The organism is Amycolatopsis sp. w19 (assembly GCF_051373225.1).
Classification (GTDB): domain Bacteria; phylum Actinomycetota; class Actinomycetes; order Mycobacteriales; family Pseudonocardiaceae; genus Amycolatopsis; species Amycolatopsis japonica.
The window spans coordinates 674,526-700,284 of record NZ_JBPQFM010000001.1 but is presented as its reverse complement, the minus strand read 5'-3'; the positions used below and the strand labels follow the sequence as shown (position 1 = coordinate 700,284).

The 25,759-nt window shown below is 68.6% G+C and carries 24 protein-coding genes; 11 read left to right on the top strand and 13 right to left on the bottom strand.

Annotated features, from left to right (window positions below; translation table 11 throughout):
* The first annotated feature begins 7 nt into the window (after window positions 1-7).
* Window positions 8-649 (top strand): class I SAM-dependent DNA methyltransferase, encoded by a 642-nt coding sequence (locus tag ACSMFO_RS03125; RefSeq protein ID WP_436456826.1) that lies wholly within the window; start codon window positions 8-10, stop codon window positions 647-649.
* Between the two features lies 1 nt (window position 650).
* Here ACSMFO_RS03125 and ACSMFO_RS03120 read toward each other — a convergent pair whose 3' ends face one another.
* Together ACSMFO_RS03120 and ACSMFO_RS03115 are read right to left on the bottom strand one after the other, a co-directional pair.
* The gene (locus tag ACSMFO_RS03120; protein WP_436456825.1) at window positions 651-1,490 is read right to left on the bottom strand and encodes a class I SAM-dependent methyltransferase; all 840 of its coding nucleotides are present in this window, start codon (window positions 1,488-1,490) and stop codon (window positions 651-653) included.
* 49 nt (window positions 1,491-1,539) lie between these two features.
* On the bottom strand, window positions 1,540-2,379 hold the full coding sequence (locus tag ACSMFO_RS03115) for an NAD(P)H-binding protein (protein ID WP_436456824.1): 840 nt from the start codon (window positions 2,377-2,379) through the stop codon (window positions 1,540-1,542).
* Between the two features lie 92 nt (window positions 2,380-2,471).
* Between ACSMFO_RS03115 and ACSMFO_RS03110 the strand changes: the two genes are divergently transcribed.
* Window positions 2,472-2,840, top strand: a complete 369-nt coding sequence (locus ACSMFO_RS03110; protein ID WP_378415860.1) for a winged helix-turn-helix transcriptional regulator — start codon at window positions 2,472-2,474, stop codon at window positions 2,838-2,840.
* On the opposite strand, the gene ACSMFO_RS03105 is transcribed toward ACSMFO_RS03110, so the two are convergent.
* The gene (locus tag ACSMFO_RS03105) at window positions 2,809-3,237 is read right to left on the bottom strand and encodes a VOC family protein (protein ID WP_436456823.1); all 429 of its coding nucleotides are present in this window, start codon (window positions 3,235-3,237) and stop codon (window positions 2,809-2,811) included. The genes ACSMFO_RS03110 and ACSMFO_RS03105 overlap by 32 nt on opposite strands.
* Before the next feature lie 43 nt (window positions 3,238-3,280).
* The gene (locus tag ACSMFO_RS03100) at window positions 3,281-3,841 is read right to left on the bottom strand and encodes a DUF4303 domain-containing protein (RefSeq protein WP_436456822.1); all 561 of its coding nucleotides are present in this window, start codon (window positions 3,839-3,841) and stop codon (window positions 3,281-3,283) included.
* A 559-nt stretch (window positions 3,842-4,400) separates the two neighbouring features.
* Between ACSMFO_RS03100 and ACSMFO_RS03095 the strand changes: the two genes are divergently transcribed.
* Window positions 4,401-5,381, top strand: coding sequence for a tyrosine-type recombinase/integrase (locus ACSMFO_RS03095; protein ID WP_436456821.1), 981 nt, complete (start codon window positions 4,401-4,403; stop codon window positions 5,379-5,381).
* A gap of 1 nt (window position 5,382) precedes the next feature.
* On the opposite strand, the gene ACSMFO_RS03090 is transcribed toward ACSMFO_RS03095, so the two are convergent.
* On the bottom strand, window positions 5,383-5,766 hold the full coding sequence (locus ACSMFO_RS03090; RefSeq protein WP_037337960.1) for a hypothetical protein: 384 nt from the start codon (window positions 5,764-5,766) through the stop codon (window positions 5,383-5,385).
* A 66-nt stretch (window positions 5,767-5,832) separates the two neighbouring features.
* Between ACSMFO_RS03090 and ACSMFO_RS03085 the strand changes: the two genes are divergently transcribed.
* The gene (locus ACSMFO_RS03085) at window positions 5,833-6,612 is read left to right on the top strand and encodes a glycerophosphodiester phosphodiesterase (protein ID WP_436456820.1); all 780 of its coding nucleotides are present in this window, start codon (window positions 5,833-5,835) and stop codon (window positions 6,610-6,612) included.
* A 59-nt stretch (window positions 6,613-6,671) separates the two neighbouring features.
* Here the strand turns inward: ACSMFO_RS03085 and ACSMFO_RS03080 are convergent, their stop codons facing one another.
* Complete coding sequence (locus ACSMFO_RS03080) at window positions 6,672-7,346, bottom strand: transglycosylase family protein (RefSeq protein WP_038513504.1); 675 nt, start codon at window positions 7,344-7,346, stop codon at window positions 6,672-6,674.
* 270 nt (window positions 7,347-7,616) lie between these two features.
* Here ACSMFO_RS03080 and ACSMFO_RS03075 point away from each other — a divergent pair, with 270 nt between their 5' ends.
* From ACSMFO_RS03075 to ACSMFO_RS03065, 3 genes are all read left to right on the top strand, one after another.
* Window positions 7,617-9,017 (top strand): MFS transporter, encoded by a 1,401-nt coding sequence (locus ACSMFO_RS03075; RefSeq protein WP_436456819.1) that lies wholly within the window; start codon window positions 7,617-7,619, stop codon window positions 9,015-9,017.
* A 30-nt stretch (window positions 9,018-9,047) separates the two neighbouring features.
* Window positions 9,048-9,806, top strand: a complete 759-nt coding sequence (locus ACSMFO_RS03070; RefSeq protein ID WP_436456818.1) for a thymidine kinase — start codon at window positions 9,048-9,050, stop codon at window positions 9,804-9,806.
* Between the two features lie 226 nt (window positions 9,807-10,032).
* Window positions 10,033-10,380 (top strand): RNA polymerase-binding protein RbpA, encoded by a 348-nt coding sequence (locus ACSMFO_RS03065; RefSeq protein WP_005151365.1) that lies wholly within the window; start codon window positions 10,033-10,035, stop codon window positions 10,378-10,380.
* Between the two features lie 185 nt (window positions 10,381-10,565).
* Here the strand turns inward: ACSMFO_RS03065 and dapA are convergent, their stop codons facing one another.
* Window positions 10,566-11,573 (bottom strand): 4-hydroxy-tetrahydrodipicolinate synthase, encoded by a 1,008-nt coding sequence (gene dapA / locus ACSMFO_RS03060; RefSeq protein WP_436456817.1) that lies wholly within the window; start codon window positions 11,571-11,573, stop codon window positions 10,566-10,568.
* Between the two features lie 73 nt (window positions 11,574-11,646).
* Between dapA and ACSMFO_RS03055 the strand changes: the two genes are divergently transcribed.
* Window positions 11,647-12,648, top strand: coding sequence for a LysR family transcriptional regulator (locus ACSMFO_RS03055; RefSeq protein ID WP_436456816.1), 1,002 nt, complete (start codon window positions 11,647-11,649; stop codon window positions 12,646-12,648).
* On the opposite strand, the gene ACSMFO_RS03050 is transcribed toward ACSMFO_RS03055, so the two are convergent.
* The 3 genes from ACSMFO_RS03050 to ACSMFO_RS03040 all read right to left on the bottom strand — a co-directional run bounded on the left by ACSMFO_RS03050 (window position 12,541) and on the right by ACSMFO_RS03040 (window position 15,080).
* Window positions 12,541-13,326 (bottom strand): SDR family NAD(P)-dependent oxidoreductase, encoded by a 786-nt coding sequence (locus ACSMFO_RS03050; RefSeq protein ID WP_360126172.1) that lies wholly within the window; start codon window positions 13,324-13,326, stop codon window positions 12,541-12,543. The two genes, ACSMFO_RS03055 and ACSMFO_RS03050, sit on opposite strands and share 108 nt — an antisense overlap.
* A gap of 66 nt (window positions 13,327-13,392) precedes the next feature.
* Window positions 13,393-14,661, bottom strand: a complete 1,269-nt coding sequence (locus tag ACSMFO_RS03045) for an RNA polymerase subunit sigma-70 (RefSeq protein ID WP_436456815.1) — start codon at window positions 14,659-14,661, stop codon at window positions 13,393-13,395.
* A 44-nt stretch (window positions 14,662-14,705) separates the two neighbouring features.
* Window positions 14,706-15,080, bottom strand: a complete 375-nt coding sequence (locus ACSMFO_RS03040) for a DUF4406 domain-containing protein (protein WP_228708280.1) — start codon at window positions 15,078-15,080, stop codon at window positions 14,706-14,708.
* A 51-nt stretch (window positions 15,081-15,131) separates the two neighbouring features.
* Here ACSMFO_RS03040 and ACSMFO_RS03035 point away from each other — a divergent pair, with 51 nt between their 5' ends.
* Window positions 15,132-15,929, top strand: coding sequence for a DeoR/GlpR family DNA-binding transcription regulator (locus ACSMFO_RS03035; RefSeq protein ID WP_073843109.1), 798 nt, complete (start codon window positions 15,132-15,134; stop codon window positions 15,927-15,929).
* Here ACSMFO_RS03035 and ACSMFO_RS03030 read toward each other — a convergent pair.
* From ACSMFO_RS03030 to ACSMFO_RS03020, 3 genes are read right to left on the bottom strand one after another with little or no spacing between them, the layout of a single operon-like run.
* Window positions 15,883-16,650 (bottom strand): polyprenol monophosphomannose synthase, encoded by a 768-nt coding sequence (locus ACSMFO_RS03030; RefSeq protein WP_038513525.1) that lies wholly within the window; start codon window positions 16,648-16,650, stop codon window positions 15,883-15,885. The genes ACSMFO_RS03035 and ACSMFO_RS03030 overlap by 47 nt on opposite strands.
* A gap of 26 nt (window positions 16,651-16,676) precedes the next feature.
* A complete protein-coding gene (lnt, locus tag ACSMFO_RS03025) occupies window positions 16,677-18,269 on the bottom strand; it encodes an apolipoprotein N-acyltransferase (RefSeq protein WP_436456814.1) in 1,593 nt (530 codons plus the stop codon).
* Between the two features lie 9 nt (window positions 18,270-18,278).
* On the bottom strand, window positions 18,279-19,889 hold the full coding sequence (locus tag ACSMFO_RS03020; protein ID WP_436456813.1) for an amidohydrolase: 1,611 nt from the start codon (window positions 19,887-19,889) through the stop codon (window positions 18,279-18,281).
* A 142-nt stretch (window positions 19,890-20,031) separates the two neighbouring features.
* Between ACSMFO_RS03020 and ACSMFO_RS03015 the strand changes: the two genes are divergently transcribed.
* Together ACSMFO_RS03015 and ACSMFO_RS03010 are read left to right on the top strand one after the other, a co-directional pair.
* Window positions 20,032-21,426, top strand: a complete 1,395-nt coding sequence (locus ACSMFO_RS03015; RefSeq protein WP_436456812.1) for a KamA family radical SAM protein — start codon at window positions 20,032-20,034, stop codon at window positions 21,424-21,426.
* 220 nt (window positions 21,427-21,646) lie between these two features.
* Window positions 21,647-25,714, top strand: a complete 4,068-nt coding sequence (locus ACSMFO_RS03010) for an NACHT and WD repeat domain-containing protein (protein WP_436456811.1) — start codon at window positions 21,647-21,649, stop codon at window positions 25,712-25,714.
* Window positions 25,715-25,759 lie beyond the last annotated feature (45 nt).

Here is a 25,759-nt window from a genome sequence, read left to right as displayed (position 1 = left end):
CGCCGCCGTGACCGACTACCTCCAAACGACCCGCACCGCCTACGACACGGTCGCGGCCGACTACGCCGAACTCCTCCGCGACCACCTCGCCGGATCCACCTGGGACCGCGCCGTCCTCGGCGCGTACACCGAGCTCGTCCAGGCCGCCGGCGGCGGCCGCGTCGCCGAAATCGGCTGCGGAACCGGCCGCATCACCGAGTACCTCCACCAGCTCGGGCTCGACATCCACGGCGTCGACCTCTCGCCGGGAATGCTCGCCGTCGCCCGGAAGTGGTACCCACATCTGGGCTTCCAGCTCGGCGAGATGCCCGGATTGTCCCTTGAGGACGGTGCGCTCGCCGGCGCCGTCGCCTGGTACTCGATCATCCACACCCCACGAGAGCGGCTGCCGGAGATCTTCGCCGACTTCCACCGCATCCTCGCCCCGGGCGGCCACCTGCTGCTCGCCTTCCAGGTAGGCGACGAAGTACGCCACATCGAGCACGCGTACGGCCACGACATCTCCTGCGACGCGTACCGGCTGGTACCCGAGAAGATCGCCGAACAGCTGGGGGAGGCCGGCTTCAGCCTGCTCTCCACCCTCGTCCGTGAGCCGTCCGAGGAATTCGAAAGCACCCCACAGGCCTACCTGATCGCCCGCAAGCAGTAGCTCAAGGACGCCGCGCCTCGACGAGCCAGGCCGCCGAACCGTAGAAAACGCCCTGGTCGGCCTGGTGCTCGGCGAGATCCGCCCGCAAGGCCTGGATGGCACCGTCGCGCGCGGCGTCATCCAGGCCGCTCAACCTGCCACCGTGCTGCTCGACGATGAACTCGGCCGCGTCGTCGACGTCCTCACCGAAGAACATCGGCTTGTTCACCGCGGTGCACTCGACGTCGACGTACCCGGCGGAGGTCAGCAACTCCTCGATCTCCCGCGGATCGCTGAGCGCCAGATTCGCTGACGGAACCTCACGGCCTGCCGCGAAGATCGTCCGGAACGTGGTGATCCATTCGTTGAGCCGCAACGGCTGCCACGTCAGCAGAACCAGACGGCCACCCGGCCGGGTCGCCCTGGCCAGATTCGCGAACGCGGCCAGGGGAGTACCGAAGAACATCGAGCCGTGCCTGCTGATCACCACGTCGAACCGGGCCTCGGCGAACGGATGGACCTGCGCGTCCGCCTGCTCGAACGAGACGTTGAGAACGCGCTCCTTCTCGGCCAGCTGACGAGCGACACCGAGCATCTCACCGGAGAGATCGACACCCAGCGCCGAACCCTCGGCAGCCAGCCGGGCCGCGTCCCGCGTCGTCTGACCGGCACCACAGCCGACGTCGAGAACCCGGTCCGCCGCCTGGACATCAGCCGCGGCGAAGAAGAGATCCCGGTACGCCGCGACACCGTCGTTGAACCGCTGCGCACGCTTCGCCCAGAACGAGCCGTCGTCACCATCCCACGCCTTCAACATCCGCTCGTTGGACGGATCGACACGCACAGCGGTGCTCTCGGACATTTCGGCAACCCCCAGATTCGGTATCCGGAGACGACCCTAGCGCGACCCGTCAGCGGAACGCCGCGACATTCCTGGCAGCCCACTCGGCGAACGACCGCGGCGCGCGACCGAGCACCCGCTCCACATCCGGACTCACGCGCAACTCGGCCGGAGTCGGCGAAGCGATGATGTCCAAGGTGTCGTCGGCCAGCTCCGCCGGCATGCTCAAGACCATCCCCGCCTTCGCCTCCTCCCGCGTGAGCTCCTGAAAAGCCACAGGCGAGCCCAAAACAGCAGCGAGCGCAGCAGCCTGCTCACGCGGCGTGATCACCGCCGGACCGGTCAACTCGTACACCTCACCGAGATGCCGATCGTCCAGCAGACAAGCGGCCGCGACCTCCGCGATGTCCGCCGGATCGACGATCGGCACCCCGGTGTCCCCGAACGGCGCCGCGACCACCTGCCGCGAGCGCACGGACTCCGCCCACCACAACGCGTTCGAGGCGAAACCACCCGGCCGCAGAATCGCCCAGTCCAAACCGGACTCCCGCACCACGTCCTCCAGCTCACGCATCGCCATCCGCGTCGTGCCGAAAGGCCTGGTCGCCACACCCAACGTCGAGAGCAGGACGACCCTGCGCACCCCGCTCGCCGCGGCCAGACCGATGATGTCGGCCGGGTTCGCCCCGACGGCGTGCAGATCGCCGGAAAGCAGCAGGAACAACGCCTTCGCCCCGGCCAAGGCGGGTTCGAGAGTGACGGGCTCCGCCAGATCGGCCACCACGTGCCTGCCTCCGGGCGGTGCCGCCGCGACGTGCCGCGACACCGCCGTCACCTGCTCGCCCGCCTCGACCAGCGCCCTCGTCAACGGCTTACCGATGTTCCCCGTAGCCCCGGTCACCACGATCATGGCCCACTCCTTCGCTCGATCTTCCTGTGGCGACGACGCTAGGGAGCGCGGCTAACTTTTCGTAAGTACATACCCAGAGGTAAGCTCCTCCCATGGCAGGAGGCGCGCAGTTCACACCGGCCGACACCGAGCCGCGTTATGAGGTGTTTCACACTGACTGCGCCGCCCGCGACGTGGTCGGTCACGTCACCAGCCGGTGGGGGATCTGGGTACTGATCTCCTTGCAGCGCAACGATCTCCGCTTCTACGAGCTACGCGAAAGCATCCAGGGGATCAGCGAGAAGATGCTCGCCCAATCCCTGCGCGCACTCGTCCAGGACGGCCTGATCTGGCGACAGGTCGAGCCCACGACGCCGCCACAGGTGACCTACGGACTGACCGAGTTCGGCCGGGACGTCAGTGAGCCGCTGGTCGAACTGTTCGACCGGATCACCCGGCGAGTGGCTCCGGCTGCAGGGTGATGTTGAACATCCAGGAAATCCCGAACTCGTCCACGAGCGCGCCGGCTTCGTCACCCCACAGCTGTTTCTCCAGAGGCATCGTCACGGTGCCGCCGACGGACAACTTCTCGAAATAGCCGCGAAGTTCGGCGTCGCCGCCGAGGTAGACCGCGACGTTGTTGCCAGGGGAGTGGGGCACGTCCTCGACCTGGCCATCGACATCGCAGGCCATCAACGTGTGACCGTTCGCGGTGTCGAGCTGAGCGTGCACGACCTTGTCGGCGGTGGGAGAGTCAGGCACACCGAAATCCGCGATCGTGCCGATTTCCAGCTTGCCGCCGAAGACCTCCTGGTAGAACTCCATCGCCTGTCGCGCGTTTCCGTTGAACCTGATGTACGGGTTGAGTCGAGATTCCATGACAGGACCATTCCACTCAATATGCGACATCTTGTGTCGTGTATCAGCCGACGCCCCAGTAGGTCAGCCAGGCATCCAGCGCCGGCCCAGGAGGGTTGAGCCGACGAGCCCGGGCGACGTTGTCCTCGTCCTCAGGAACGACCTCAGCCAGAATCAGGATTTCCCCGCGAGTCTCGCCGACGCCGAACAGGCCTTCGTCGGAGAGCCGGCGCAGTGCCGTCTCCATCGCACGCAGTCGAAGGTCGAACTCGGCATCGGACTCTTCGTCGTCGAGTTCGAAGACCGCCGGCCGGGCGGCGAACAGGTCACGTACCGGCTTCAGATGTTCCTCACCCAAGATCGAAAACGGCGAATCGGCATAGGAGTAGCGGACCTCGTCGGCCTCGGCCCGCTGAGCCAGCGCCTCGTGCGACCACGCGGACAGCGCCGGACCGAACGCTTCGCCAGTCGTCGTCAGCGTGACGTAGTAGAAGGTGTGGCCGGGGTTGTCGCGGAACAGTTCTGTGACAGCCGCACGGGTGGCCGCGGTCAAGGCGTCAGCGAGGTCGGCTTCGGTCGGAGTCATCGGGGCATCGAACCACACGCCGCGGGGGAAGACGCTCATGACGCTTACTTGACATAATGTACATTATCGGCACTTTGGCCGGCCTGGATAACGGCGGTCGAGAGGAGCCCTGACGTGGGCTGAAAGCGTCCTTCACCGCATGTCACGCAGCGAAAGCGCCCTTCGCCGCACTCGACGCGGGCATCGCTCCCTTCGACTCTCCCTGCGAGGCCGACCCCTGAGGCTCAGGACATCTCAGGACGCCCCCAGAGGACGAGGAACCGATGTCCGATCACCCGACCCCAATACGTCACTGTGACGAATTGATCCGGATGTCCCGGCCGATGATGATCAACGGAGGCGTCAGTCGCGGACAGATCTCGCCGAGTCGTCCTAGTCGGCGACCTCCGCAGGCCCCAGAGCACCTTGGTGGCCCGATGTGTCATGAAAGGGTTATTCAGGACGAAAAACGTCAGGAACGACCCTTTCATGACACATCGGAGAGCGACAGGAGTGCCGAGATCCCCCGCGAGGAGTTTCCGGACCCATCACTCCGTTTCATGCATAATCACTATTATGCATGAAACGGAATATAACCCAGTGTAAGACTGTCGGTGCCATGCGGTACAAGATGTTCATGAGGGTTTCCGAGGCACAGCAAGCCTTTTTCGCCGCACGTCGTCCCCGTAAGGATTCTCCTCACACCACCGACGCCTACCGCCGCGACCTCGCCGGCATCACCGCTCTTCTGCTCCGCGAGCTGGACCGCTCCCCTGACGACCTCACGGTCGAGATGCTCACCGCCCAGGCACTCCGCAACGCCTTCGGTGCCTTCGCGGACACGCACGCGAAGAGTTCGGTGCTGCGTGCGTGGTCGACCTGGAACCAGTTCCTCACCTTCTGCGTGTCCGACGGGCTGCTCGCGGGCAATCCGATGGGCGCCGTCGCCCGGCCGAAGGCGCCTCCGTTGACGCCGAAACCCTTGCGGGGTGAGGAAACCCCGGAGCAGTTGCTCGCGGCCGCCGCCGACGGCGCGCGGCGGGCCCGGGATCCGTGGCCGGAGCGGGACGTCCTGGTGATCGCGCTCGGGCTGGTCGCCGGGCTGCGTGCCGCGGAGATGCGGGCGCTGACGGCGCGGTCGCTGGTCGGCCGTCAGGGCGAGATGCGGTTGCACGTCCACGGCAAGGGAAGCCGGGACCGGTCGATCCCGGTGCAGCCGATCATGGAGAAGATCATCGAGGAGTACCTCGCCTCCTGCCGCCGCCGGTTCCCGCAGCAGCGGTTCGGGCCCTCCACTCCCCTCCTCCGGGATCGCGCCGGCGAGCCGATCGGCCGCGGGGCGCTGGAGTACCTGGTCAGATCCTGCTACCGGTGGGCCGGCCTGCACGACCGTGTGCCGGTCGGGGCGAATCTCCACGCGTTGCGGCACACCTTCGCGACCCGGCTGGCGGAGGACGGCGCGACGGCGTCGGAGATCATGGCGCTGCTGGGGCACGCGAGCCTTGCGACCAGTCAGAACTACATCGAGGCGACCGGTCGTGAGCAGCGGGCGGCGGCCGCGAGCAATCGGACGTACCGGGCGCTGGACGGGATCGTGTAGGTCAGCGGAGTTGTTCGAGGTCCTTGGCTGCCTGGGCGATTTCGCCCGCCAGGTTCCGGAGTTCGGCGACGGAGGCGCCGTCGTCGGCCGCGGTGACGACGTCTTCCGCGGCGCAGCGGAGCTGGAAGAGCCGGTCCTGGAGGGTGGCGATCTCGGTGTCGGAGAGGACGACGGCGTCTTCGGGGAGGCCGCTGCGTTGGAGGGCGGTCCGGCGTTCGTAAGCCCGCTGGCGGCACGATTGCCCGCAGTAACGGCGGCGCCTGCCGACGTTGCCGCCTTGTTCGAGGCGTCGGCCGCACCATCCGCAGTGTTTGGGTGCCCCCGCGCGGCGTAGCTCGGACACCTCTTCGGCGGACGTCTTCGGGTGTTCGGCCACTTCCCTCACGGTTCAGACCCTAGCTGGCCACCCGACGATCATGCCGGGGCCACGACCGAAGTGCACACTAGTGGGGTGCCGACACTGTTTCCGTACCTCGCCGATCCGCTTCCGCGTGCCTTCGCCCATCGTGGCTGGCACCTCGGTGACCTGGAAGGACTGGAGAACTCGTTGCCGGCGTTCCAGCAGGCGGTGACGGAGGGTTACCGCTATCTCGAAACGGATGTGCACGCGACGTCGGACGGTGTGGTGGTCGTGCATCACGACGCGTCGTTGGATCGGACGACCGATGGCGTGGGGTTGATCTCGCGGCAGACGTGGGCGCAGCTGCGGACGGTCAAGATCGGGGGTCGTGCGCCCCTGTCGCGGCTGGAGGACGTGCTCGAGGAGTTGCCGGAGGCGCGGTTCAACATCGATGTGAAGTCGAACGAGGCGGTGGAGCCGTTCGTCCGGGCGATCGAGCGGACCGGTGCGCATGACCGGGTCGCGGCGGCGTCGTTCTCCGACGCGCGGTTGGCCCGGATCCGGAAGCTGGCGGGGCCGAAGCTGGTGACGGCGATGGGTCCGCGTTCGGTGGCGGTGATGTGGGCGAACGGGTTCTTGCCGCTGTTCTCGTTGCGGGCGTTGTCGCGGGGTGCGATGGCGCAGGTGCCGGTGCGGCAGGGGCGGTTGAAGGTGGTGGACCGGGCGTTCCTGCGGCAGGCGACGCGTGGGGGTTTCGAGGTGCACACGTGGACGGTGGACGATCCGGCGGAGATGCGGTTGCTGCTGGATCTGGGGGTGCACGGGATTGTGACGGATCGGCCGGATCTGCTGCGTGAGGTGCTTCGGGAGCGGGGTTCGTGGCCTTCCTGATCCCGCGTTTAGTCCTCTGAATGCGCTCACACGCATTCAGAGGACTAAACGCCTGGGGGTCAGCGGGGTGGTTTGCCGTTCCAGGCGGCGTCCCAGGTCTTGGGGCCGAGTCGTCCTGAGTCGTTGATGCCGTTGGCGCGTTGGAGGGCGAGGACGGCTTCGCGGGTTTTGTCGTAGTAGCAGCCGGTTCCGGTGAAGCCGTAGCCGAAGGCGTTCATCCGCAGCTGGAACTGCTTGAGCGCGACGGCGCAGTCGCCGTAGGCGTAGACGACGCCGGGCCAGGCGGGTTTGGGGCCGCCGGGCGGAGCGGGCGGGGTGGGCTTCGGTTTGGGTGCGGGCGGCGGGGCGGGCTGTCCTCCCCCGCCGATGTAGGCGGAGTCGGCGTAGGACGGGACGCGTTTGCTGCGGCCGTCGCTGTCGTTGCGGAAGCCGAGCTTGCCGGCGCATTCCCAGGGTTGCCAGCCGCGCATGCGGTACAGGTAGAGGGCCCGGTAGTCCTGTTCGCGAGGGGTGGCCTGGTCGGGTCGTCCTTGGCCGCCGACGCTGCGCCAGGTGGGCAGGTCGAACTGGTAGGCGCCGTAGTAGCCGTTACCGGTGTTGATGTTGTAGCGCCCGCTCGATTCACACATGCGGAGCTTGGACCAGTAGGTGCCGTGGGGATCCGCGGCGGCGGATCCGGTGGTGGCGATCTGCAGGCCCGTTACGGCGAGGGCGAGCAGGAGCGTTCTCGCCACTACGCGGTGTGCTGTGCGAAGGCGATGGGTCCTCATGAGCGGAACAGTAAATACCGGACACTTGCTTCACAAGAGTCACAGCTCGCTCACCAGCCTCACACGAAACACACGGGGATCGTGGCAGCGACACGCCGACGATGGTCGGGAAGGTGTCCGGCAAGGGTTCGTCTCGCGTCGAAACGAACACGGTCCGGACTCGTGCCGGACAGGTGGGTGTGATCACCAGTAGTCTCCCGCTGACCTCGACGTTCTCTACTTCAGGAGCTGTGCATGACGGTGGCCGTGACCCGTGAACGCAAGCGGGTGTGGCGGGCTTGGTACCTCTACGACTGGGCCAATTCGCCGTTCTATTCGTCGGTGATCACCGTCTTCGGAGCGCTCTATTTGAGCGAGATCGCGTCCGCGGACGCGAAGGCGAATTTCACCCTTAACGGGGACAGGGCGTGCACCGATTCGAGTGGAGCTTCGAGCACCCTGCAGAACTGCGACGTCTCGTTGTTCGGGCTGCAGTTCCCGGCGGGTTCGCTGTGGGGATATCTGCTGTCGATCGCGACGGTGACCCAGGTGCTGGTGCTGCCGATCGCCGGTGCGATCGCGGACCGCAGCAGGCACAAGCGGCGGATCCTCGGCGGGTTCGCGTTCCTGGGCGCGGTGGCCTCGGCGCTGATGTTCTTCATCGCGGGGACGAACTGGGAGGTCGGTGTCTGGACGTTCATCCTGGCGAACATCGGTTACGGCGGTGCGCTGGTCGTCTACTACTCGTTCCTGGTGGACATCGCGGAGCCGGACGAGCGGGACGCGGTGTCGTCGAAGGGGTGGGCGTTCGGGTACCTCGGCGGTGGCCTGGCGCTGGCGTTGCAGCTCGGGTTCTTCATGGGGCACGAGTTCTTCGGGGTGAGCGAAGGGCTGGCGATCCAGATCTGCTTCCTGACGTCGGGGATCTGGTGGGCGGTGTTCACGATCCCGGCGGTGCGGGCACTCCCCCAGACTCATGTGCCGAAGTCGGGTGAGCGGGGCCTGTCGGTGCTGACGGCCGGGTTCAAGGAGCTGGGGCGGACGATCAAGGACGCGAAGGCGTATCCCTTGACGCTGGCGTTCCTCGGCAGCTACCTGGTCTTCACCGACGGGATCACGACGGTGGTGGCGGTGTCGGCGCAGTACGGGAAGGACGAGCTGAAGTACAGCACGCAGGTGCTGATCGTCACGATCCTGGTGATCCAGTTCCTGGCTTACGCCGGCGCGATGATCCACGGTGCGATCGCGGCCCGGATCGGGGCGAAGAAGACGATCTTGGGCAGTCTGGTGGCCTGGGTGGTCGTGTTGTGCTTCGCGTACTTCATCGAGGCCGGTGAGCCGTTGCAGTTCTACGCGGTGGCGGTCGGGATCGGGTTGGTGCTGGGTGGGACGAACGCGTTGTCGCGGTCGTTGTTCGGGCAGATGATCCCGGAGGGCAAGGACGCGCAGTATTTCTCGCTGTACGTGGTCGGTGAGCGGGGGACGTCGTGGCTCGGTCCCCTGTTGTTCGCCGCGGTCGGGCAGATCACCGGTTCGTTCCGGTACGCGATCATCGCCTTGGTGATCTTCTTCGTGCTCGGTTTCGTGTTCGTGTGGCTGGTCCCGGTGCGCCGGGCGATCGAGGCGGCGGGTAACCGACCACCGGCGGTGCTGTGACGTGGGAGCGTGCCGATAGGGTCGAGCGTCGTGACCGTACTGAAGGAGAGTGGCCCGGATCCCACGGACGCGTTGTCGTCGGTGCCGGTGGCGGGTTCACGGCGGGGTGTGCCGGTCGTCGGGAAGTTGAAGTTCTGCTACGGGCCGATGGACTGCGGGAAGTCGACGCTGGCGTTGCAGATCGACCACAACCACGCGCGGCAGGGTCGTCGCGGGATGGTGCTGGTGCGGCATGACCGGTCCGGGGAGCCGCAGATCACCAGCCGGATCGGGCTGACGCGCAAGGCGATCGAGGTGGGGAACGAGACCGATCTGCGGTTGCTGGTGCGTGAGCAGTGGGCGGCCGGGCGGCATGTGGACTACCTGATCGTCGACGAGGCGCAGTTCTTGTCGCCCGATCAGGTGGATCAGCTGGCTGAACTGGCCGATGACGTCCAGATCGACGTGTACTGCTTCGGGATCGCGACGGATTTCCGGAGCATGTTGTTCCCGGGTGCCGCGCGGTTGTTCGAGCTGGCGGACGAGTTGCAGCCGGTCCAGGTCGAGGTGTTGTGCTGGTGCGGGCAGACGGGACGGTTCAACGCGCGGGTTTCCGATGGCGAGGTGCTGCGGGCCGGGGACACCGTGGTGGTCGCGGATACCGAGCAGTCGCTAGTTGAAACTTCATCGGCATCACGTTCCGAGGCTGAGCCGAACACGGTCCGTTATCAGGTATTGTGCCGTCGGCACTTTCGACTGGGCGACCTGGGGCCCACCTCAGCCCAACACGGTCAGTTACGGTTGACGTGACAGGCGTACTACTAGCCCATCTGGGGGATATCCGCACCAAGATGGCCGGATTGACGTCACGCCAGAGCGCGAAACCACTCCTACTAGGAGAAGCTGTTGCCACCGGGTGACACAGCTCATCGTGAGCAAGGACATGCTGTCCAGGGAATCTCCAGGGGCTCATCGTCGTTGCATAGGGTGAGCATCACCCTGGCTCCACCCGGAGCTGACTGAAAGGACCCCCATCATGGCCGACCGTGTTCTCCGTGGAAGCCGGCTGGGAGCGGTCAGCTACGAGACCGACCGCAACCACGACCTCGCGCCTCGGCGCACCGTGCGCTACGCCTGCCCCAAGAACCACGAGTTCGAGGTGCCCTTCTCCGACGACGCCGAGATCCCTTCGGTGTGGGAGTGCAGGCTGCACGGCAGCGAGTCCGAGATCGTGGACGGCGGGCAGCCGGAGCAGAAGAAGGTCAAGCCCCCGAGGACGCACTGGGACATGCTCCTGGAGCGCCGTTCGATCCCGGAGCTCGAAGATCTGCTCAACGAACGTCTCGCCGAGTTGAAGGGACGCAGGACCACCCGGTCCGCCTGACGCACGGCACAAGTAGCTAGCCCCACCACGAACCGGCGAAGCCCCCGCGACCTCCCTCCGCGGGGGCTTCGCCGTGTCTCGGGGTCCTGCTCGGCATAGGTACGTGACCGATCCTCCGGTCCGTGAAGGCCTCCTTGAGGGACTCTGGGTCCCTCAAGGAGGCCTTCATTACCTACCGACGACCATCATTGAGGGGCCCGAGACGCTCCTCCTCGCAGCTCGATGCCCCCAATGTGGCATTGGAGACGCTCGGTGTCCCCAATGCCACATTGGGGGCATCGAGCCCATCGCCCAGACACCGCGAGAGCCGCGGTGCCGAGGGACGTCAAGGCGTCGCGAAGGCGCCGCAGGTGCTCCGGCGGCGATTCGAGCAGCGGGAGCCGGACCGTCGCGTGCGGGATGATGCCGAGTTCGGCCAGTGCGGCTTTGGCCATGATCGCCCCCTGTGAGGTGCGCATGACGGCCTCCGCCAGGGGAAGCAACCCGGCGTTGAGCGAGCGCGCGGTGTCGAGGTCTCCCCCGCGGACGGCTCGGATGAGCTCGGCGTTGCGGTCGGCGAAGGCGTTGCCCACGACGCTGACCAGGCCGGTGGCGCCGACGGCGAGATAGGGCAGGTTGAGTTCGTCGATGCCGCAGTAATACGCCAGCGGCGTGTGCGCCATGACGGTCATCGCTTCGAACAGGTCACCCTTGGCGTCCTTCACGGCCCGGATCCTGGGGTGGCGGGCGAGTTCGATCAGGGTGGCCGCTTCCATGGCCGTTCCGGTGCGGGCCGGGACGTCGTAGAGCATGACGGGCAGGTCGGTGGCGTCGGCGACCGCTTGGCAGTGGACCACGATCCCGGCCTGGGTCGGCTTGGAGTAGTAGGGGCAGACGAGCAGGAGCGCGTCGGCGCCGGCCGCCTCGGCTTCCTTCGCGCGCCGGATGCAGGCGGCGGTGTCGTAGGTGCCGACTCCGGCGATCACGCGTGCGCGGTTCCCGGCGCGGTTCGCCACGGTGTGGACGAGCCGCGCGGCTTCGGCGTCGGTCAGGGTGGGTGACTCCCCGGTGGTTCCGCCGACGACGATGCCGTCGCAGCCGTTGGCGAGCAGGTGGTCGATCAGGCCGGCGAGGCCGGGTTCGCTGAGCGCGCCGCCGGGTTCCATCGGGGTGACCATGGCGACGAGGTTGGAGCCGAAGAGTGTTCCGGTCATGCGGTCGATCCTGTCCGTGCCGATACCTGCGGTCCAGTGATGGTTTTTGGATGGTATTGCGTAGCCTGGCTTCATGATCGAGGTCGGGGCCCTGCGGGCATTGCGGTCGGTGGCCGCGTTGGGGACGTTGGCGCGGGCGGCGGACGAGCTGGGCTTCACGGCGTCCGCGGTGTCGCAGCAGATCAAGCGGCTGGAACGCCAGATCGGGATGCCGGTGCTCGCTCCGGCGGGCCGCGGTGTCGTGCTGACTCCGGCGGGCCAGGCGGTCGTCGACTCCTCGCTGGAGGTGTTCCAGGCGCTCGAACGGTGCGCCGAGGCCGCTCAGTCGGTCGCGGAGGGCGCGCCGCGCGGGGTCCTGCGGGTGGCCGCGTTCTCGACCGGTATCCGCGGACTGCTCGCCCCCGTCCATCCGCGGCTCCTGGCGCGCTACCCCGACCTCCGCCTGCACATCACCGAGCAGGATCCCGACCAGGCTCTGCATTCGGTCGAGGCCGGGACGGCCGACCTCGCGCTCCTGCATGACGCCGACGGTCTGCCGGTCCCGCTGTCCCCCGCGCTGTCGCGGCGTCTGGTGCACACCGACCTCGGCGACGTCGTCATGGCCGAGACCCATCCGCTGGCCCGGTCCTTGCCGCCGCTGGACGGCGTGGATCTGGCCGGGCACGCGTGGGTGACCAGTCCGCCGGGCACGGTCTGCCACCAGTGGTTCCGGCGTGTGTTCGCAGGCCTTCCGGAAGAACCCGACGTGCGGCATCTGGTGGACGACTTCTCCACGCAGCTGTCGCTGGTCGCCTCGGGCGAGGTCGTCGCGTTGATCCCGCGGCTGGCGCGCCCGCCCTTGGCCGAGGGGCTCGTCGCCCGGCCGCTGCGGCGCCCGCCGACGCGCGAGGTGCACGCCGCGTGGCGCCGCAGTGCCGAGTCGAGTCCCGCGATCCGGGCGGTGCTGACGGAGCTCGGGGCGGCTCGGTCAGCTGGGGTACATGCTGGTCACGTTGACGAACGTGCCGGTGATCCCCATGGCGTCGTCGGAGGCGAGGAACGCCAGCGTGGAGGCGACCTCGGCGAGGCGCGGTGAGCGCTTGGTCAGCCGGGCCTCGGCGAGGCCGCCGAGGACGTTCTGCACCATCTCGGGACTCGCCGGCAGCTGGTCGTTCACCGCGGAGAGCTTCTCGGGCGTGAGGGTCTCCGGGATACCCGCGACCCAGATGCCGAGCGCGCGGACACCGTGCGGTCCGATCTCGACGGCGAGATTGCGGATGAAGGTGTCCAGCGCGGCGTCGATCGAGCCCGTGGCGCCCATCATCGGGCTGCCGTGGGCGGATCCGCTGTCGAGGGCGAGGATGGCGCCGGAGCCCTGGGCGGTCATGTGCCGGGCGGCGGCCCGTGCGGTGATGAAGTTCGTCGTGATGCCGGTGGTGATCGGGCGGACGTAGTCCTCGACCGCCATCTCCACGAGCGGGATGCCCTGGATGTCGCCGCGCGGGACGAGGTTGAGCGAGATGTCGAGGCTGCCCGCCTCGGTGGCCACGGCCGCCGCGTGCTCGTCGACGGCGGTCTCGTCCAGGGCGTCGACCACCGCGACTTCGGCCAGTCCCCCGCTTTGTTCGATCTCGCCCGCGAGCTTCGTCAACGCCGGCAGGTGCCGTCCGGTGAGGAAGACGCGGGCCCCGCGCGCGGCGAACTCCTTGGCGACGCCGTTGCCGATCGCCCCGCCGGCGCCGTAGATGATCGCGTTCTTGTTCTGGAGGCTCATGGGTTTTCCTTCCGCTTGGTCGGTTCGACCATTGAGACGCGGAAGGGGCGTGGGGCTCATCGGTCCTCAGGTGATCGTCAGCGGCAGACCGAACGCGGGGAACAGGTGCGGCTCGAAGGCCGTGATCTCGGCGACCTTCCCGTCTTCGATGCGCAGCACGTCGAGCACCTGTGCCCGGTAGACCCGGGTGCCGGGCCGCCGGACGTAGCCGCCCGCGGCGGGAAGCCCGTTGGCAACGGCCGGAAGGTGTTTCCACTCCCCGAAGTACATCGGCGAGGCGGGATCGAGGGATTTGGCGACGAACTTCAGGAAGACGTCGCGGCCGGAGAACCACAGCGGGTTCGGCGGCATCGTGACCAGCACGTCCTCCCTGAGCAGCTCGGCCATGACCCGGCTGTCCCCGTCGGCGGTGGCGGCGGCCATGTAGCGCCGCAGGATCGCCTGCTCCTCCTCGGTCGGCCGCACGGTCCGGGCCCAGTCGGCGCGGCGTTCGGGCAGGCGTTCGCGCAGCGTGGGGCGTGCGCGTTGCAGGGCGCTGGTGACCGATGCGACGGTGGTTTCCAGCAGGTCCGCGGTTTCGGCGGCCTTCCAGCCGAGTGCGTCGTTGAGGATCACCACGGCCCGCTGCTTCGGCGGAAGGTGCTGGATGGCGGTGAGGAAGACGAGTTCCATCGTTTCCCTCGTCTCGGCGATCTCCGCGACGTCGTCGGGAAACGGCTGCAACCAGGGCAGGAACTGAGGCGGTTCACCCAGCTGGTCGACACCGGGCATCGGGTCGTAGGGGCGCGGGACCCTCTTGTTGCGCCGCAGGAAATCGAGACAGGTGTTGGTGGCGATGCGGTAGAGCCAGGCGCGGAAACTCGACCGGCCTTCGAACCCTGCGCGGCCGCGCCACGCTCGCAGGAACGTCTCTTGGACCAGGTCCTCCGCGTCGTCGTAGGACCCGACCATCCGGTAGCAATGCACGCGCAGCTCTCGCTGGTGCTCTTCGAGGCTCCCGGCGAAGGCGACCTCGTCCACGGTTTCCGTCACGGGCGCCGGTGTGACGTTTTCGGCCTTGGTCCGCCGAGCCAGTCGAGCGATGCGCCGCAGCTTGCCGACGTCGGAGGTGAGCGAGGTGAGATCGGCGAGGAACGCCTCCGGCGGCCGAGGTGTCAGCCGGTTCGCGACGCGGCCGACCTCGGCGATGAGGGCTTGCACGTCAGGGGCGGGTTCGCGCCGTGACCGGTAGGCCCGCTGGCGGCACGCGGCCGAGCAGTAGACGGCCGTGCGCCCGCGCGAATCCGCCTTCGACGGCAGCGGGCCTTCGCATATCCCGCAGACCTTCCCGGTCACGGCTCACCTTCCCCTCAAAACGTCACATTCGATCAAGTCACGCATTATGCGGCTTGATACCCAGGGATGTCCTCGACGCGGTGGTAGACGTCGAGCCCGCGGGACAGGGCGATGGCGACGTCCTGGTCGGCGCCGGTGGATTCGCCCGGCAGCCGCAGGACGGCGTCGCAGTGGTGCAGCAGCCGGTCGGCCGTCGGGTACATGACCTCCTTGGCGACCGGATCGGCGACGGTCTTCCCGCCCGCGCCGCGCAGCACCGGCAGCGCGACCCATTCGCCGATCATCGGCACGTGCCCGCTGCGGAAGATCGGCCAGGCCGCTTCCTCGAGCCGGGCGAGGTTGCGGGCGAGAAGTTCTGGGTCGTCGCCGGTGCCGGAACGGAACGGTCCGGCGATGAGGATCATCAGAGGTTTGCTCATGCGACGAAGCATAATGTGCAACAATCGGCAGGAACAAGGAGGAACGTGCACATGTTGGCTGCGCAGCGACGAGACCTGCTGATGGAACGACTCAAGACCGAAGGCCGGATCGTGGCCAAGGACCTCGCCGCCGAACTCGGCGTGTCGGAGGACAGTATTCGCCGTGACCTGCGGGAACTCGCGGACGCCGGACTCTGTCAACGGGTCTACGGCGGAGCCTTGCCGGTCTCACCCGCCACTGCGGACTACGCGACGCGCATGGCGGTCAGCGTCGCGGGCAAGGAACGGATCGCGAAACGTGCAGCAGCGTTGATCCGGCTCGGCTCGACGGCCATCCTCGACGGCGGGACGACCGCGCTCGCGCTGGCGAAGGCGCTCCCCGTCGACCTCGAAGCGAAGATCGTCACGCACAGCCCCACGGTCGCGGCCGCGCTCGTCACTCATCCGAGGGTCGAGGTGTTCCTCATCGGAGGGCGGCTCTTCAAACACTCCGCCGTCACCTGCGGGGCGGCCGCGGCGGAAGCCGCGATGGGGATCAACGCCGATCTGTTCTTCCTCGGCGTCACCGGGGTGCACCCCGAAACCGGGCTCACCACCGGCGACTCCGACGAGGCCGCGATGAAACGCACGCTCGCCAAACGGGCGGCAGACACCTACGTGCTGGCCAGTTCCGAGAAGATCGGCGCGGCCTCGCCGTTCACCGTGCTCCCCCTGTCCGACGTCGCGGGCGTGATCACCGACGCCGCGCCGGACGAGCCGACGGTGAAGGAACTGGGGAAACTCGGCGTGAGCGTGCTGGGCGTCAGCCCTTCTTGGCCAGCCCGCGAAGCTGCTGCCAGCGACGCTTGAGCCCCCACAGCCCGACCAGGACGATCGCCTCGCGCACGACCGAGCCGCTCATCTTCGACTGACCGACCTCGCGTTCGGTGAAGGTGATCGGCACCTCGACGACCTCGAACCCGGCGAGCGCCGTACGGAACGCCAGGTCGATCTGGAAGCAGTAGCCGCGCGACGCGATCTCGTCGAGCGGGAGCTTCTCCAGCACCGTGCGGCGGTACGCGCGGAAACCGGCGGTGATGTCCTTGATCTTCGTGCCGAGCGCGACCCTCGCGTAGAAGTTCGCCATCCACGACAGCGCCTTGCGCTGGAACGGCCAGTTCACCGTGCTGCCGCCGGGAACGTAACGGGAGCCGATGGACAGGTCCGCGTCCTCGAGTGCCGCCAGCACCCGGGGCAGATCCTCCGGCGCGTGCGAGCCGTCGGCGTCCATCTCGACGATGGTGGCGTAGTCGCGGGAGAGCCCCCAGCGGAATCCCGCGACGTACGCGGCACCGAGGCCGGCCTTCTCGGTGCGGTGCATCACGTGGATCCGCTCGTCGGCCTTCGCGAGTTCGTCGGCGACGTCACCGGTGCCGTCCGGGCTGCCGTCGTCGACGACGAGGGCGTGCACGTCCGGGAGTGCTTCGAGCAGACGTTCCAGGATCGGGCCGATGTTGTCCCGCTCGTTGTACGTCGGGACCACCACCAGCACCGGGTCGATTCCCTGGGCCCCCCGCGGCGCCTGCGCCATCCGCTTTTCCTCCGTGTTCCGGCGGGTCAGCCCGCCGCTTCCCTCGTTGCCTTGGCGGCGCTCGCGCGCCGGGTGCGGAAACGGAGTACGTACCCGCCGGTAACCCCGGCGATCGCCAGGGCCAGCAGCCCGTACTCCGTCGTCACACCGAGTAGATCCGACAGCGTAGTCTGCTGCCTCAGCGGTACGCGCCCCACCAGGGAGTCTGCGGTGAACAGGCTGGTGGAGGCCTTGATCGAACCGTCGGGCGCGACGATCGCGCTGACCCCGCTGGTGGCCGAAACGATCACCGCGCGCCCGTGCTCGACCGCCCGCAGCCGCGACATCGCCAGCTGCTGGTAGCTCATCTCCCCCGGCCCGTACCAGGCGTTGTTGGTCGGCACGACGAGCAGTTCCGCGCCGTCGGCGACCGATTCGCGGGCCGGGTAGTCGAACGCGGTCTCGTAGCAGATGAAGACGCCGACCTTGGTACCCGCGACCGACAGCGCGGCGTTGGCACCGTCACCCGGTGTCATGTTCGCCACGCTGTCGACGAACGGCGTCACCAGCTTCGCGACCTCGCGGGCCGGGACGTACTCGCCGAACGGGACCAGCTGCTGCTTGGCGTAACGCTGTCCCGGGCCGGTCGCCGGATCCCAGACCAGCGCGGAGTTCTGGGCGGTGCCGTCGGGCAGCCGCACCAGCGCGCCGATGATCGCCTGCGTGCCGTAGTCGCGGACCATCTGGTCGACGCCGGCGTCACCGGTGCGCATGGCCATCGCGGTCTCGGGCCACACCAGCAGATCGACCTTGGTGTTGCTCGCCTTCAGCTTTTCCAGCAGGCGGGCGCTTTCGGTGAGGTGGTTGCTCCGCAGTTCGTCGCGGCGGCCTTCCAGCGCCAGGCCGATGTCCGGCGCGTTGCCCTGCACCGTGGCGACGGTGAGTTCGCCGTCCTGGGCTTCGGTGCCGATCGTCGGCCACACCGCGAGACCCGCCACCACCGGCACCAGCGTCAGCGCCGACGTGGCCACCAGGGAACGCCGCGGATCGGCGCCCCTCAGCCGCAGGCACAGCGCCGCGAGCCCGAAACCGGTCGCCACGACGGCGAGACCGACCAGCGGCGCGCCGCCGATCGAGGCGAGCGAGACGAAGGCGCCCTCGGGCTGGCTGAACGCCACCCGGCCCCACGGGAAACCGCCGAACGGGAACCAGGCCCGCGGTGTCTCCAGCGCGATGATCACCAGCGCGGCCCACAGCGGTCCGAGCGGAAGCCTCCACACCACGGTGGCGAACGCGCCGCCGAAACCGAGGTACACCGACAGCGCCATCGACAGCGCGATCCACGGCCACGGCCCGAAATCCGGGCCGAGGAAGTCCAGCAGCCACGTCAGCAGCGGGAGGAAGAACCCCATCCCGAACACGAACGCGTAGCCGAACGCGCCCCGGAACCTGCGTCCGTGCACCACCAGCGCGAAGCCGGTGAACGCCAGCGGCGCGAGCCACCACAGCGGACGCGGCGCGAAACTGAGGTACAGCGTGAAACCCGACGCCGCGGCGACGAGGAAACGCAGGAGCCAGGCGCGGGAGAACCGCTTCCGGGGCGCCGCTTCGGGGTCCGGATCGGTCACGGTCGAGGACACCCCTGAACCCTAGGCCGTGCGGGTGAACACATCGTGGATGACCTCTCCGTCGCGGACCGTGCGCAGGCACCGGGGCAGAGTCGCCCCCTCGGCCAGGTTCGGCAGCGGGGGCACCCCCGCGCGTGGGTCGGTCGACCAGCGCTGCACCCGCGAGTCCGGCGTCGCGACGACGAGATCCTCGGCGTCCCAGATCGCGTAGTGCGCGGGAGCGCCCGGGACCAGGCTGCCGGTGACACCGTCGTTCACTCCGGCGGCGCGGTATCCCGCGCGGGTGTGGGCGGTGAAGGACGCACGAGCGGACAGCCCCGAGCCCGGCGTGCGGTGGTAGGTCCCGGCGCGGACGGTGGCCCACGGGTCGACAGGCGTGACGGGAGCGTCGGAGCCGAAAGCGAGCAGGAGCCCTTCGGCGGCCATGGCGGCGAAGGGGTTGAGTTTCGGAGCCCGTTCGCCGCCGAGACGGTCGACGTACATGCCGTGCTCGCCGCCCCATTCCGCGTCGAACTGCGGCTGGACCGACGCGACCACGCCCCAGCCGGCGAGCTCCTTCGCCTGACCGGCGTCGATCATTTCGACGTGCTCGAGCCGGTGGTGCCGGGCGGCCAGCGCTCGACGGCCGACGATCTTCTCCGCGCGCCGGAATCCTTCGACGACCTCGGCCACGGCGGCGTCGCCGATGACGTGGAAACCGGCCTGCAGCTCGGCCTCGGTGCAGGCGGCGACGTGTTCGGCGATGGCGGCGGCGTCGAGGTAGAGCGTTCCGGTGGTGCCGTGGGCGTCGGCGTACGGCTCGTGCAGCGCGGCCGTGCGGGAGCCGAGCGCGCCGTCGACGAACAGATCGCCCGCGACTCCCCTGGCGCCGAGCGCGCGGGCGGTGTCGACTCCGCCGCGCTCACCCCAGTAGCCGACGACCTCCGGCAGTCCCGGCTCGGACGCGAGCGCGAGCAGGTCGGTGAGGTCGTCCGCGCCGGAGATGTCCGGGCCCGCGCATTCGTGGACGCTCACGACACCGCGCGCGGCGGCTTCGGCGAGGAACGCGCGCTGGGCCTCGCGGCGCTGCCGCGGGGTGATGGCGTCGCGCATCGCGGCCCGCACGAGGTGGTGGGCGTCCCGGGTCAGCGGTCCGTCGGGCGACCAGCCCGGCGCCTCGTGCACGCCGGCGGCCAGCGCGACGAGGGCGCTGGAGACGAGTGCGGAGTGGACGTCGACCCGGCTCAGGTACACCGGGGCGCCGTTCGCGGCCTCGTCGATCTCGGCGCGGCTGGGCAGCCTGCCGTCGGTCCAGCGGGATTCGTCCCAGCCGTGTGCGACCAGCACCTGGCCGGGCCGGACGGCGTCGCGGACCGCGGCCAGCAGTTCGCCCGCGCCGCGGACGTTCGCGAGATTCAGGCCGGTGAGGTGCAGCCCGGTCGCGGTGGCGTGGACGTGCGCGTCGACGAAGGCCGGGGCGACGAAGGCGCCGTCGAGGTCGACCGGTTCGGCGTCGGGATGCAGTGCTTTGGCCGGGCCGTCCTGCCCCACCCAGACGACGATGCCGTCGGTGATCGCCATGGCGGTGGCGTCGGGAGCCGAGGGGCTGTAGATGCGCCCGCCGAGCAGGAGCGTCGTTCGCGCGTTCGTCACCCTCCTGAGTTTGCAGCGTGCGGAAGCCCACGTGACCGGCGGGTCGGCAACATTTCGACACACCACGCAGGACAGGAATATTTACGTCTTCCGAACGATGTGACAGGATATTTTCACGCGTTTCCGACGACGAGGAGTACAAGTGACTGTGATCCAGGAACCGACCTCGCCGGTGGCCGCCTACGATCAGCCCTACGACTACACCCGTGTCGAGCTGACCGAACCCGACTGGCGCCGCTTCCCCGGCTGGCACGACGTGACCGAGGCAGAGTGGCGCGACGCGCAGTGGCAGCGAGTGCACTGCATCCGTAACGCCAAGCAGCTGCGCGCCCTGATGGGCGATCAGCTCGAGGAACGCTTCTACGAGGACATGCTCGCCGACCAGCGCGAGATGGCCACGATGTCGATGCTCCTGCCGCCGCAGATGATCAACACGATGGCGCCCAACGCGGGCACCGACCCGGCGAAGGTGACCGAGGCCTGGTACGCCGACCCGATCCGCCGCTACATGCTCCCGGTGCGCAGCGACCGCGACACCGAGTGGCCGAGCCACCCGCACTCCGAGCGGGACTCGCTGCACGAGGCGGAGATGTGGGTCGTGGAGGGGCTGACCCACCGCTACCCCACCAAGGTCCTCGCCGAGATGATCTCCACCTGCCCCCAGTACTGCGGGCACTGCACCCGGATGGACCTGGTCGGCAACTCCACCGAACAGGTCGAGAAGCACAAGCTCTCGCTCAAACCGGTCGACCGCCAGGACGCGATGATCGAGTACCTGAAGAAGACCCCCGGCGTACGTGACGTCGTGGTCTCCGGCGGCGACGTCGCGAACGTGCCGTGGCCGCAGCTCGAATCGTTCCTGATGCGGCTGATGGACATCGACACCGTCCGTGACATCCGGCTCGCCACCAAGGCGCTCGCCGCCCTGCCGCAGCACTGGATCCAGCCGAAGGTCGTCGAAGGTCTCGAACGCGTCGCCGGCACCGCGCAGCGCCGCGGCGTCAACCTCGCGATCCACACCCACGTCAACCACGCCCAGTCGGTGACCCCGCTGGTCGCGGAAGCCGCCAGGACCGCGCTCGACGTCGGCGTCCGCGACGTGCGCAACCAGGGCGTGCTGATGAAGGGCGTGAACGCGACCCCGGCCGACCTGCTGGACCTGTGCTTCGCGCTGCAGGGCGAGGCGAACATCCTGCCGTACTACTTCTATATGTGCGACATGATCCCCAACGCCGAGCACTGGAGGGTTTCCGTGCACGAGGCGCAGGAACTGCAGCACGCGATCATGGGCTACCTGCCCGGCTACGCGACCCCGCGGATCGTCTGCGACGTGCCGTATGTCGGGAAGCGCTGGGTCCACCAGCTCGCCGAATACGACCGCGAGCTCGGGATTTCGTACTGGACCAAGAACTACCGGACCGGGATCGAGCACGAGGACCCGGAAGCCTTGCAGCGGCGGTACCCGTACTACGACCCGATCTCGACGCTGCCCGAAGCCGGTCAGCGCTGGTGGCGCGAGCAGCCCCCGATGGCCTGACCGGCCGGCTCGTCAGATAGGTCCCGGAGGGGGCGTTCAGGCTCATGCGAGCTTTGAACGCCCCCTCCGCTCCGCCGAACGTCAATCGGTTCACGCGAACGAGTGAAAGCTCATCAGGCCCTGTGCGGCTGCGGGGACTATGGGCGGCATCTTTGGCCGACGTGACGTGATCTGCGGAGGTTTCGTGTCGCCTGATGCGTTGCATCACACTGTTCTGGTTGTGGACGTGGAGCGATTCAGCGGCCGGAAGAACCCGGAACAGAGGAACGTGCGCAGCGCCCTCTATGCGGCCTTGGCTCACGCGCTCGGCTCGCACTGGAGCACCTGCCATCGCGAAGACCGTGGTGACGGTGTGCTTCTTCTGGCACCGGCGGAGGTTCCGAAGCAGCTGTTCGTCGAGCAGGTGCCCGGTCGTCTGGTGAAAGCGTTGAACAGGCACAACCGGACACACGGGACCGGCGAGCAGATCCGGCTGAGGATGGCGGTGCACGCCGGGGAGGTTCTGCTCGACGCGCACGGCGCGACCGGCGTCGCGATCAACCACACGTTCCGGTTGCTCGACGCGTCGCCGTTGAAGGACGCCCTCGCCGGGTCGGCAGGCGTGCTCGCGGTGATCACCTCCGACTGGTTGTTCCGTGAAGTGGTCTGGCACAGCGCCGCCGACGAGACCCGCTATCGGCCCCAACGCATCCGGGTCAAGGAAACGGAGGCGCTGGGGTGGATCTGCCTGCCGGACGACCCGTATCCGCCCGACGTCAGCCAGGCGGAGTGGCCGGAGGACGTCTGCCCCTATCCGGGTCTGCGCGCGTTCCAACCTGACCAAGCGCGGTGGTTCTTCGGCCGCGAGGCGACCTTGTCGGCCTTGATGGACAAGATCGATCACCGCGGCGGGCCGGTCTTCGTCGTCGCACCGTCCGGCGTCGGCAAGTCGTCGCTGCTTCGAGCAGGCGTGACGACCGCGGTGGCCGGCAGCGGACGCCCATGGCTGTTGCTCACCCCGGCGAAGGAGCCCTGCGAAACACTGGCACAGCAGGTCGCGCAGCTCATCGGCGGCAACGTGGATGCCGTGCTCTCGGCGGTCAGGTCCGATCCTGCCCTGCTGGCGAGCATGCTGCCTGACGGGACCGTCGTCGTGGTGGATCAGTTCGAAGAGGTGTTCACCCTCTGCGCCGGCGAGGCCGAGCGGCGGCGTTTCATCGCCGTGCTGATCGCGATGCGTGCGGTTCTCGGGGTGCGGGGCGACTTCTACGACCACTGCCTCGCCGACGATCAGCTCGCGAAGTTCCTGCCGGCAAGCCAGTTCAACCTCCAGGCGATGACTCCGGCCGGGTTGCGAGCGGCCATCGAGCGGCCTGCTCGGCAGATCGGCGTCGACGTGGAGCCGAGTCTGGTCGAGGTCCTCCTGCACGAGGTCGGGACGGACGCGGGCGGGCTCCCCCTGCTGGCCCACGCGTTGGCCGTCACCTGGCAGCGGCGCACGGGCGACAAGCTGACCTTGGCGGATTACGACCGGACCGGGCGGATCCAAGGCGCGATCGCGGCTACCGCGGACGAGGCCTACGCGCGTTGCTCCACGGCCGAGCAGCGCGTGATCTTCCAGCACATCCTCATGCATCTGGTCGTGGTCAGGCACGACGCGCCGCCTGGCAGGCGGCGCGCGGACCCGGCCGACCTCGTCAAGGGTTTCGACGCACCGCGGACCGCCGAGACGGTGCTCGGCTGGCTGATCGAGAAACGTCTGGTCACGCTGGACGACAACGCCGTCGAGCTTTCCCACGAGGTGTTGCTGCGGGCGTGGCCGCAGCTCGGCACCTGGATCGAGACGGGCCGCAACGATCAGGTCGTCCGGCAGCAGTTGATCGAGGCCGCCGAACAATGGGAGAGAGAAGGGAGACCGGTCGGATCGCTGTATCGCGGCGATCGGCTGGCCGTCGCGAGGGGGTGGCAGTCCAGGAGTGAGCACCGCGCCGCCCTCACGCCGCTCGGAGCGGCCTTCCTCGACGCGTCGACCCGGCACGAGAGCCGACGGACAAGAGTTCGCCGGACCGCGGTCACCATGCTGGCCGTTCTCGGCCTCGTCGCGTCCCTTGCCGCTGTGTACGCCTTCCAGCAACGCGATATCGCCCAAGAACAACGTGACGCCGCGATCTTCAACAAGGTCACCGCCGAGGCGAACCGGATACGGGCCATCGACGTGTCGCTCGCGGCCCAGCTCGATCTCGTCGCCCACCGGATGCGCACGACCGATCCGGACACGGGCACCCACTTGATCGTCGACGCGAACGCGCCGCTGTCCGCCATGTTGCCCTCCGGCAGCAAGGGCGCCGGTGTGGTGGCGTTCAGCCCCGATGGGCGAACGCTGGCCACCGGCAGCGGCAGCGGTGACAGACTCGTGCGGCTGTGGAACGTCGCCGACCCGGCCCGTCCGGTGCTGCTGAACGAAACCATCAGTCACGGCGAAGCGACCCGTGCGCTGGCGTTCAGCCCGGACGGCCGCACTCTGGGCACCGGCGGCGCCGACAACACGGTGCGGCTGTGGAACGTCACCGACCCAGCCCGCCCTGAGGCGCTCGGCCCGCCGATCACGGGGCACACCAAGACGATCCGGTCGTTGGCGTTCAGTCCTGACGGGCGGACGCTGGCCAGCGCGGGCGACGATCGGACCGTCCGGCTGTGGGACGTCGCCGATCCCGCTCGGCACGCGGCACTCGGCCTTCCGATGGGCGGGCACACCGACACCATCTACTCCGTGGCGTTCAGTCCTGATGGCCGGACGCTGGCCACCGGCGGCGATGACCGGACCGTGCGACTGTGGGACATCGCCGCGCCGGACCGGGCCGAACCCTTCGGGCCACCGTTGACCGGACACACCGGGGCCATTCATTCGGTGGCGTTCGGTCCCGATGGACGGACGCTGGCCAGTGCGAGCAACGACCGGACGGTGCGGCTGTGGAACGTCGCCGACCCGGCTCGCCCGGTGGTGCTGGGCCGGCCGATCACGGGGCATGCCGGCGCGATCTGGTCGGCGGCGTTCGGCCCCGACGGGCGGACGCTGGCCACCGGCGGCGACGACTACACCGTGCGGCTGTGGGACGTCGCCGATCCAGCCCACCCCACACCCATCGGCGCGCCGATCACCGGGCATGCCGACGGCGTCCGATCGATGGCGTTCAGCCCGGACGGCCGCGTCCTGGCCACCGCCGGCGGCGACCGGGCGGTAAGGCTCTGGAACATCCCCGGCACTGTCCTAACCGGACATACGAGCGAAGTCAAAACGTTGGCGTTCAGTCCGGACGGGCGCATCCTCGCGACCGGCGGCGGCGACCGGACCGTCCGGTTGTGGACGACGGCCGATCGCCGGCAGCTGGGCGGGCCGCTCACCGGCCACCAGGGCGACATCAACACCTTGGCGTTCAGCCCGGACGGCCGCGTCCTGGCCACCGGCGGCGACGACCGGACCGTGCGACTGTGGAACGTCGCCGCCCCGGCCCACCCCACACCCATCGGCGCGCCGATCACCGGGCACGCCGACGGCGTCCGATCGATGGCGTTCAGCCCGGACGGCCGCGTCCTGGCCACCGGCGGCGACGTGAAGGACGAGAACGCGGCGCGGTTGTGGGACGTCGCCGACCCGGCCGAACCCGTGCTGCTGGCCAGGATCGTGATCGGACCGGACGCCAACGCCTTGGCGGTGGCGTTCAGCCCGGACGGAAGAACCCTGGCGACGGGCACCGAATACAGCGACGTCGCGGTGTGGTTGTGGAACGTTTCCGATCCGGCCAAGCCCACGTTGCTGACCGGCCCCCTCAAAGGGCACAAGGACGACGTCCGCCGGGTCGCGTTCAGCCCGGATGGGCGGACCTTGGCCAGCGGCAGCGACGACGAGCAGGTGCGGCTGTGGGACGTCACCGATCCCGCTCACGCCACACCGCTCGGCGAACCCCTTGTCGGCCACACCAACCCCGTCTCGGAGGTGGCGTTCAGCCCGGATGGACAGACGTTGGCCAGCAGCAGCAGTGACAACACCGTGCGGCTCTGGCGGACAGACGAGCGGACGCAGGCGGGTCAGCCGCTCACCGGGCACCAGGCCGACGTCGACACGGTGGCGTTCAGCCCCGATGGCGCCACCCTCGCCACCGGCGGCCGTGACCACACCGTGCGGCTGTGGGACATGACCGTCCCCCGGGCCATCAACAGCATCTGCGCCATCACGGGGAACACACTCACTCGCGAGATGTGGGACAAGTTCGTGTCGGCCGAGCTGCCGTACAGCCCGCCGTGTTCCTGAGACGCGACGCGTGTGGGGAGGATTTCGGACGTTCAGCGTCCGAAA

Coding starts and splice junctions, on each gene's coding strand:
- ACSMFO_RS03030 (WP_038513525.1), bottom strand. CDS start 16,650: ATGGCGCAGGCGCCGCGGGGGGCCCAGGGAATCGACCCGGTGCTGGTG.
- dapA (WP_436456817.1), bottom strand. CDS start 11,573: ATGACCGGAACACTCTTCGGCTCCAACCTCGTCGCCATGGTCACCCCG.
- ACSMFO_RS03105 (WP_436456823.1), bottom strand. CDS start 3,237: ATGGAATCTCGACTCAACCCGTACATCAGGTTCAACGGAAACGCGCGA.
- ACSMFO_RS03055 (WP_436456816.1), top strand. CDS start 11,647: ATGATCGAGGTCGGGGCCCTGCGGGCATTGCGGTCGGTGGCCGCGTTG.
- ACSMFO_RS03095 (WP_436456821.1), top strand. CDS start 4,401: ATGCGGTACAAGATGTTCATGAGGGTTTCCGAGGCACAGCAAGCCTTT.
- ACSMFO_RS03035 (WP_073843109.1), top strand. CDS start 15,132: ATGTTGGCTGCGCAGCGACGAGACCTGCTGATGGAACGACTCAAGACC.
- ACSMFO_RS03110 (WP_378415860.1), top strand. CDS start 2,472: ATGGCAGGAGGCGCGCAGTTCACACCGGCCGACACCGAGCCGCGTTAT.
- ACSMFO_RS03040 (WP_228708280.1), bottom strand. CDS start 15,080: ATGAGCAAACCTCTGATGATCCTCATCGCCGGACCGTTCCGTTCCGGC.
- ACSMFO_RS03120 (WP_436456825.1), bottom strand. CDS start 1,490: ATGTCCGAGAGCACCGCTGTGCGTGTCGATCCGTCCAACGAGCGGATG.
- ACSMFO_RS03050 (WP_360126172.1), bottom strand. CDS start 13,326: ATGAGCCTCCAGAACAAGAACGCGATCATCTACGGCGCCGGCGGGGCG.
- ACSMFO_RS03065 (WP_005151365.1), top strand. CDS start 10,033: ATGGCCGACCGTGTTCTCCGTGGAAGCCGGCTGGGAGCGGTCAGCTAC.
- ACSMFO_RS03075 (WP_436456819.1), top strand. CDS start 7,617: ATGACGGTGGCCGTGACCCGTGAACGCAAGCGGGTGTGGCGGGCTTGG.
- ACSMFO_RS03115 (WP_436456824.1), bottom strand. CDS start 2,379: ATGATCGTGGTGACCGGGGCTACGGGGAACATCGGTAAGCCGTTGACG.
- ACSMFO_RS03100 (WP_436456822.1), bottom strand. CDS start 3,841: ATGAGCGTCTTCCCCCGCGGCGTGTGGTTCGATGCCCCGATGACTCCG.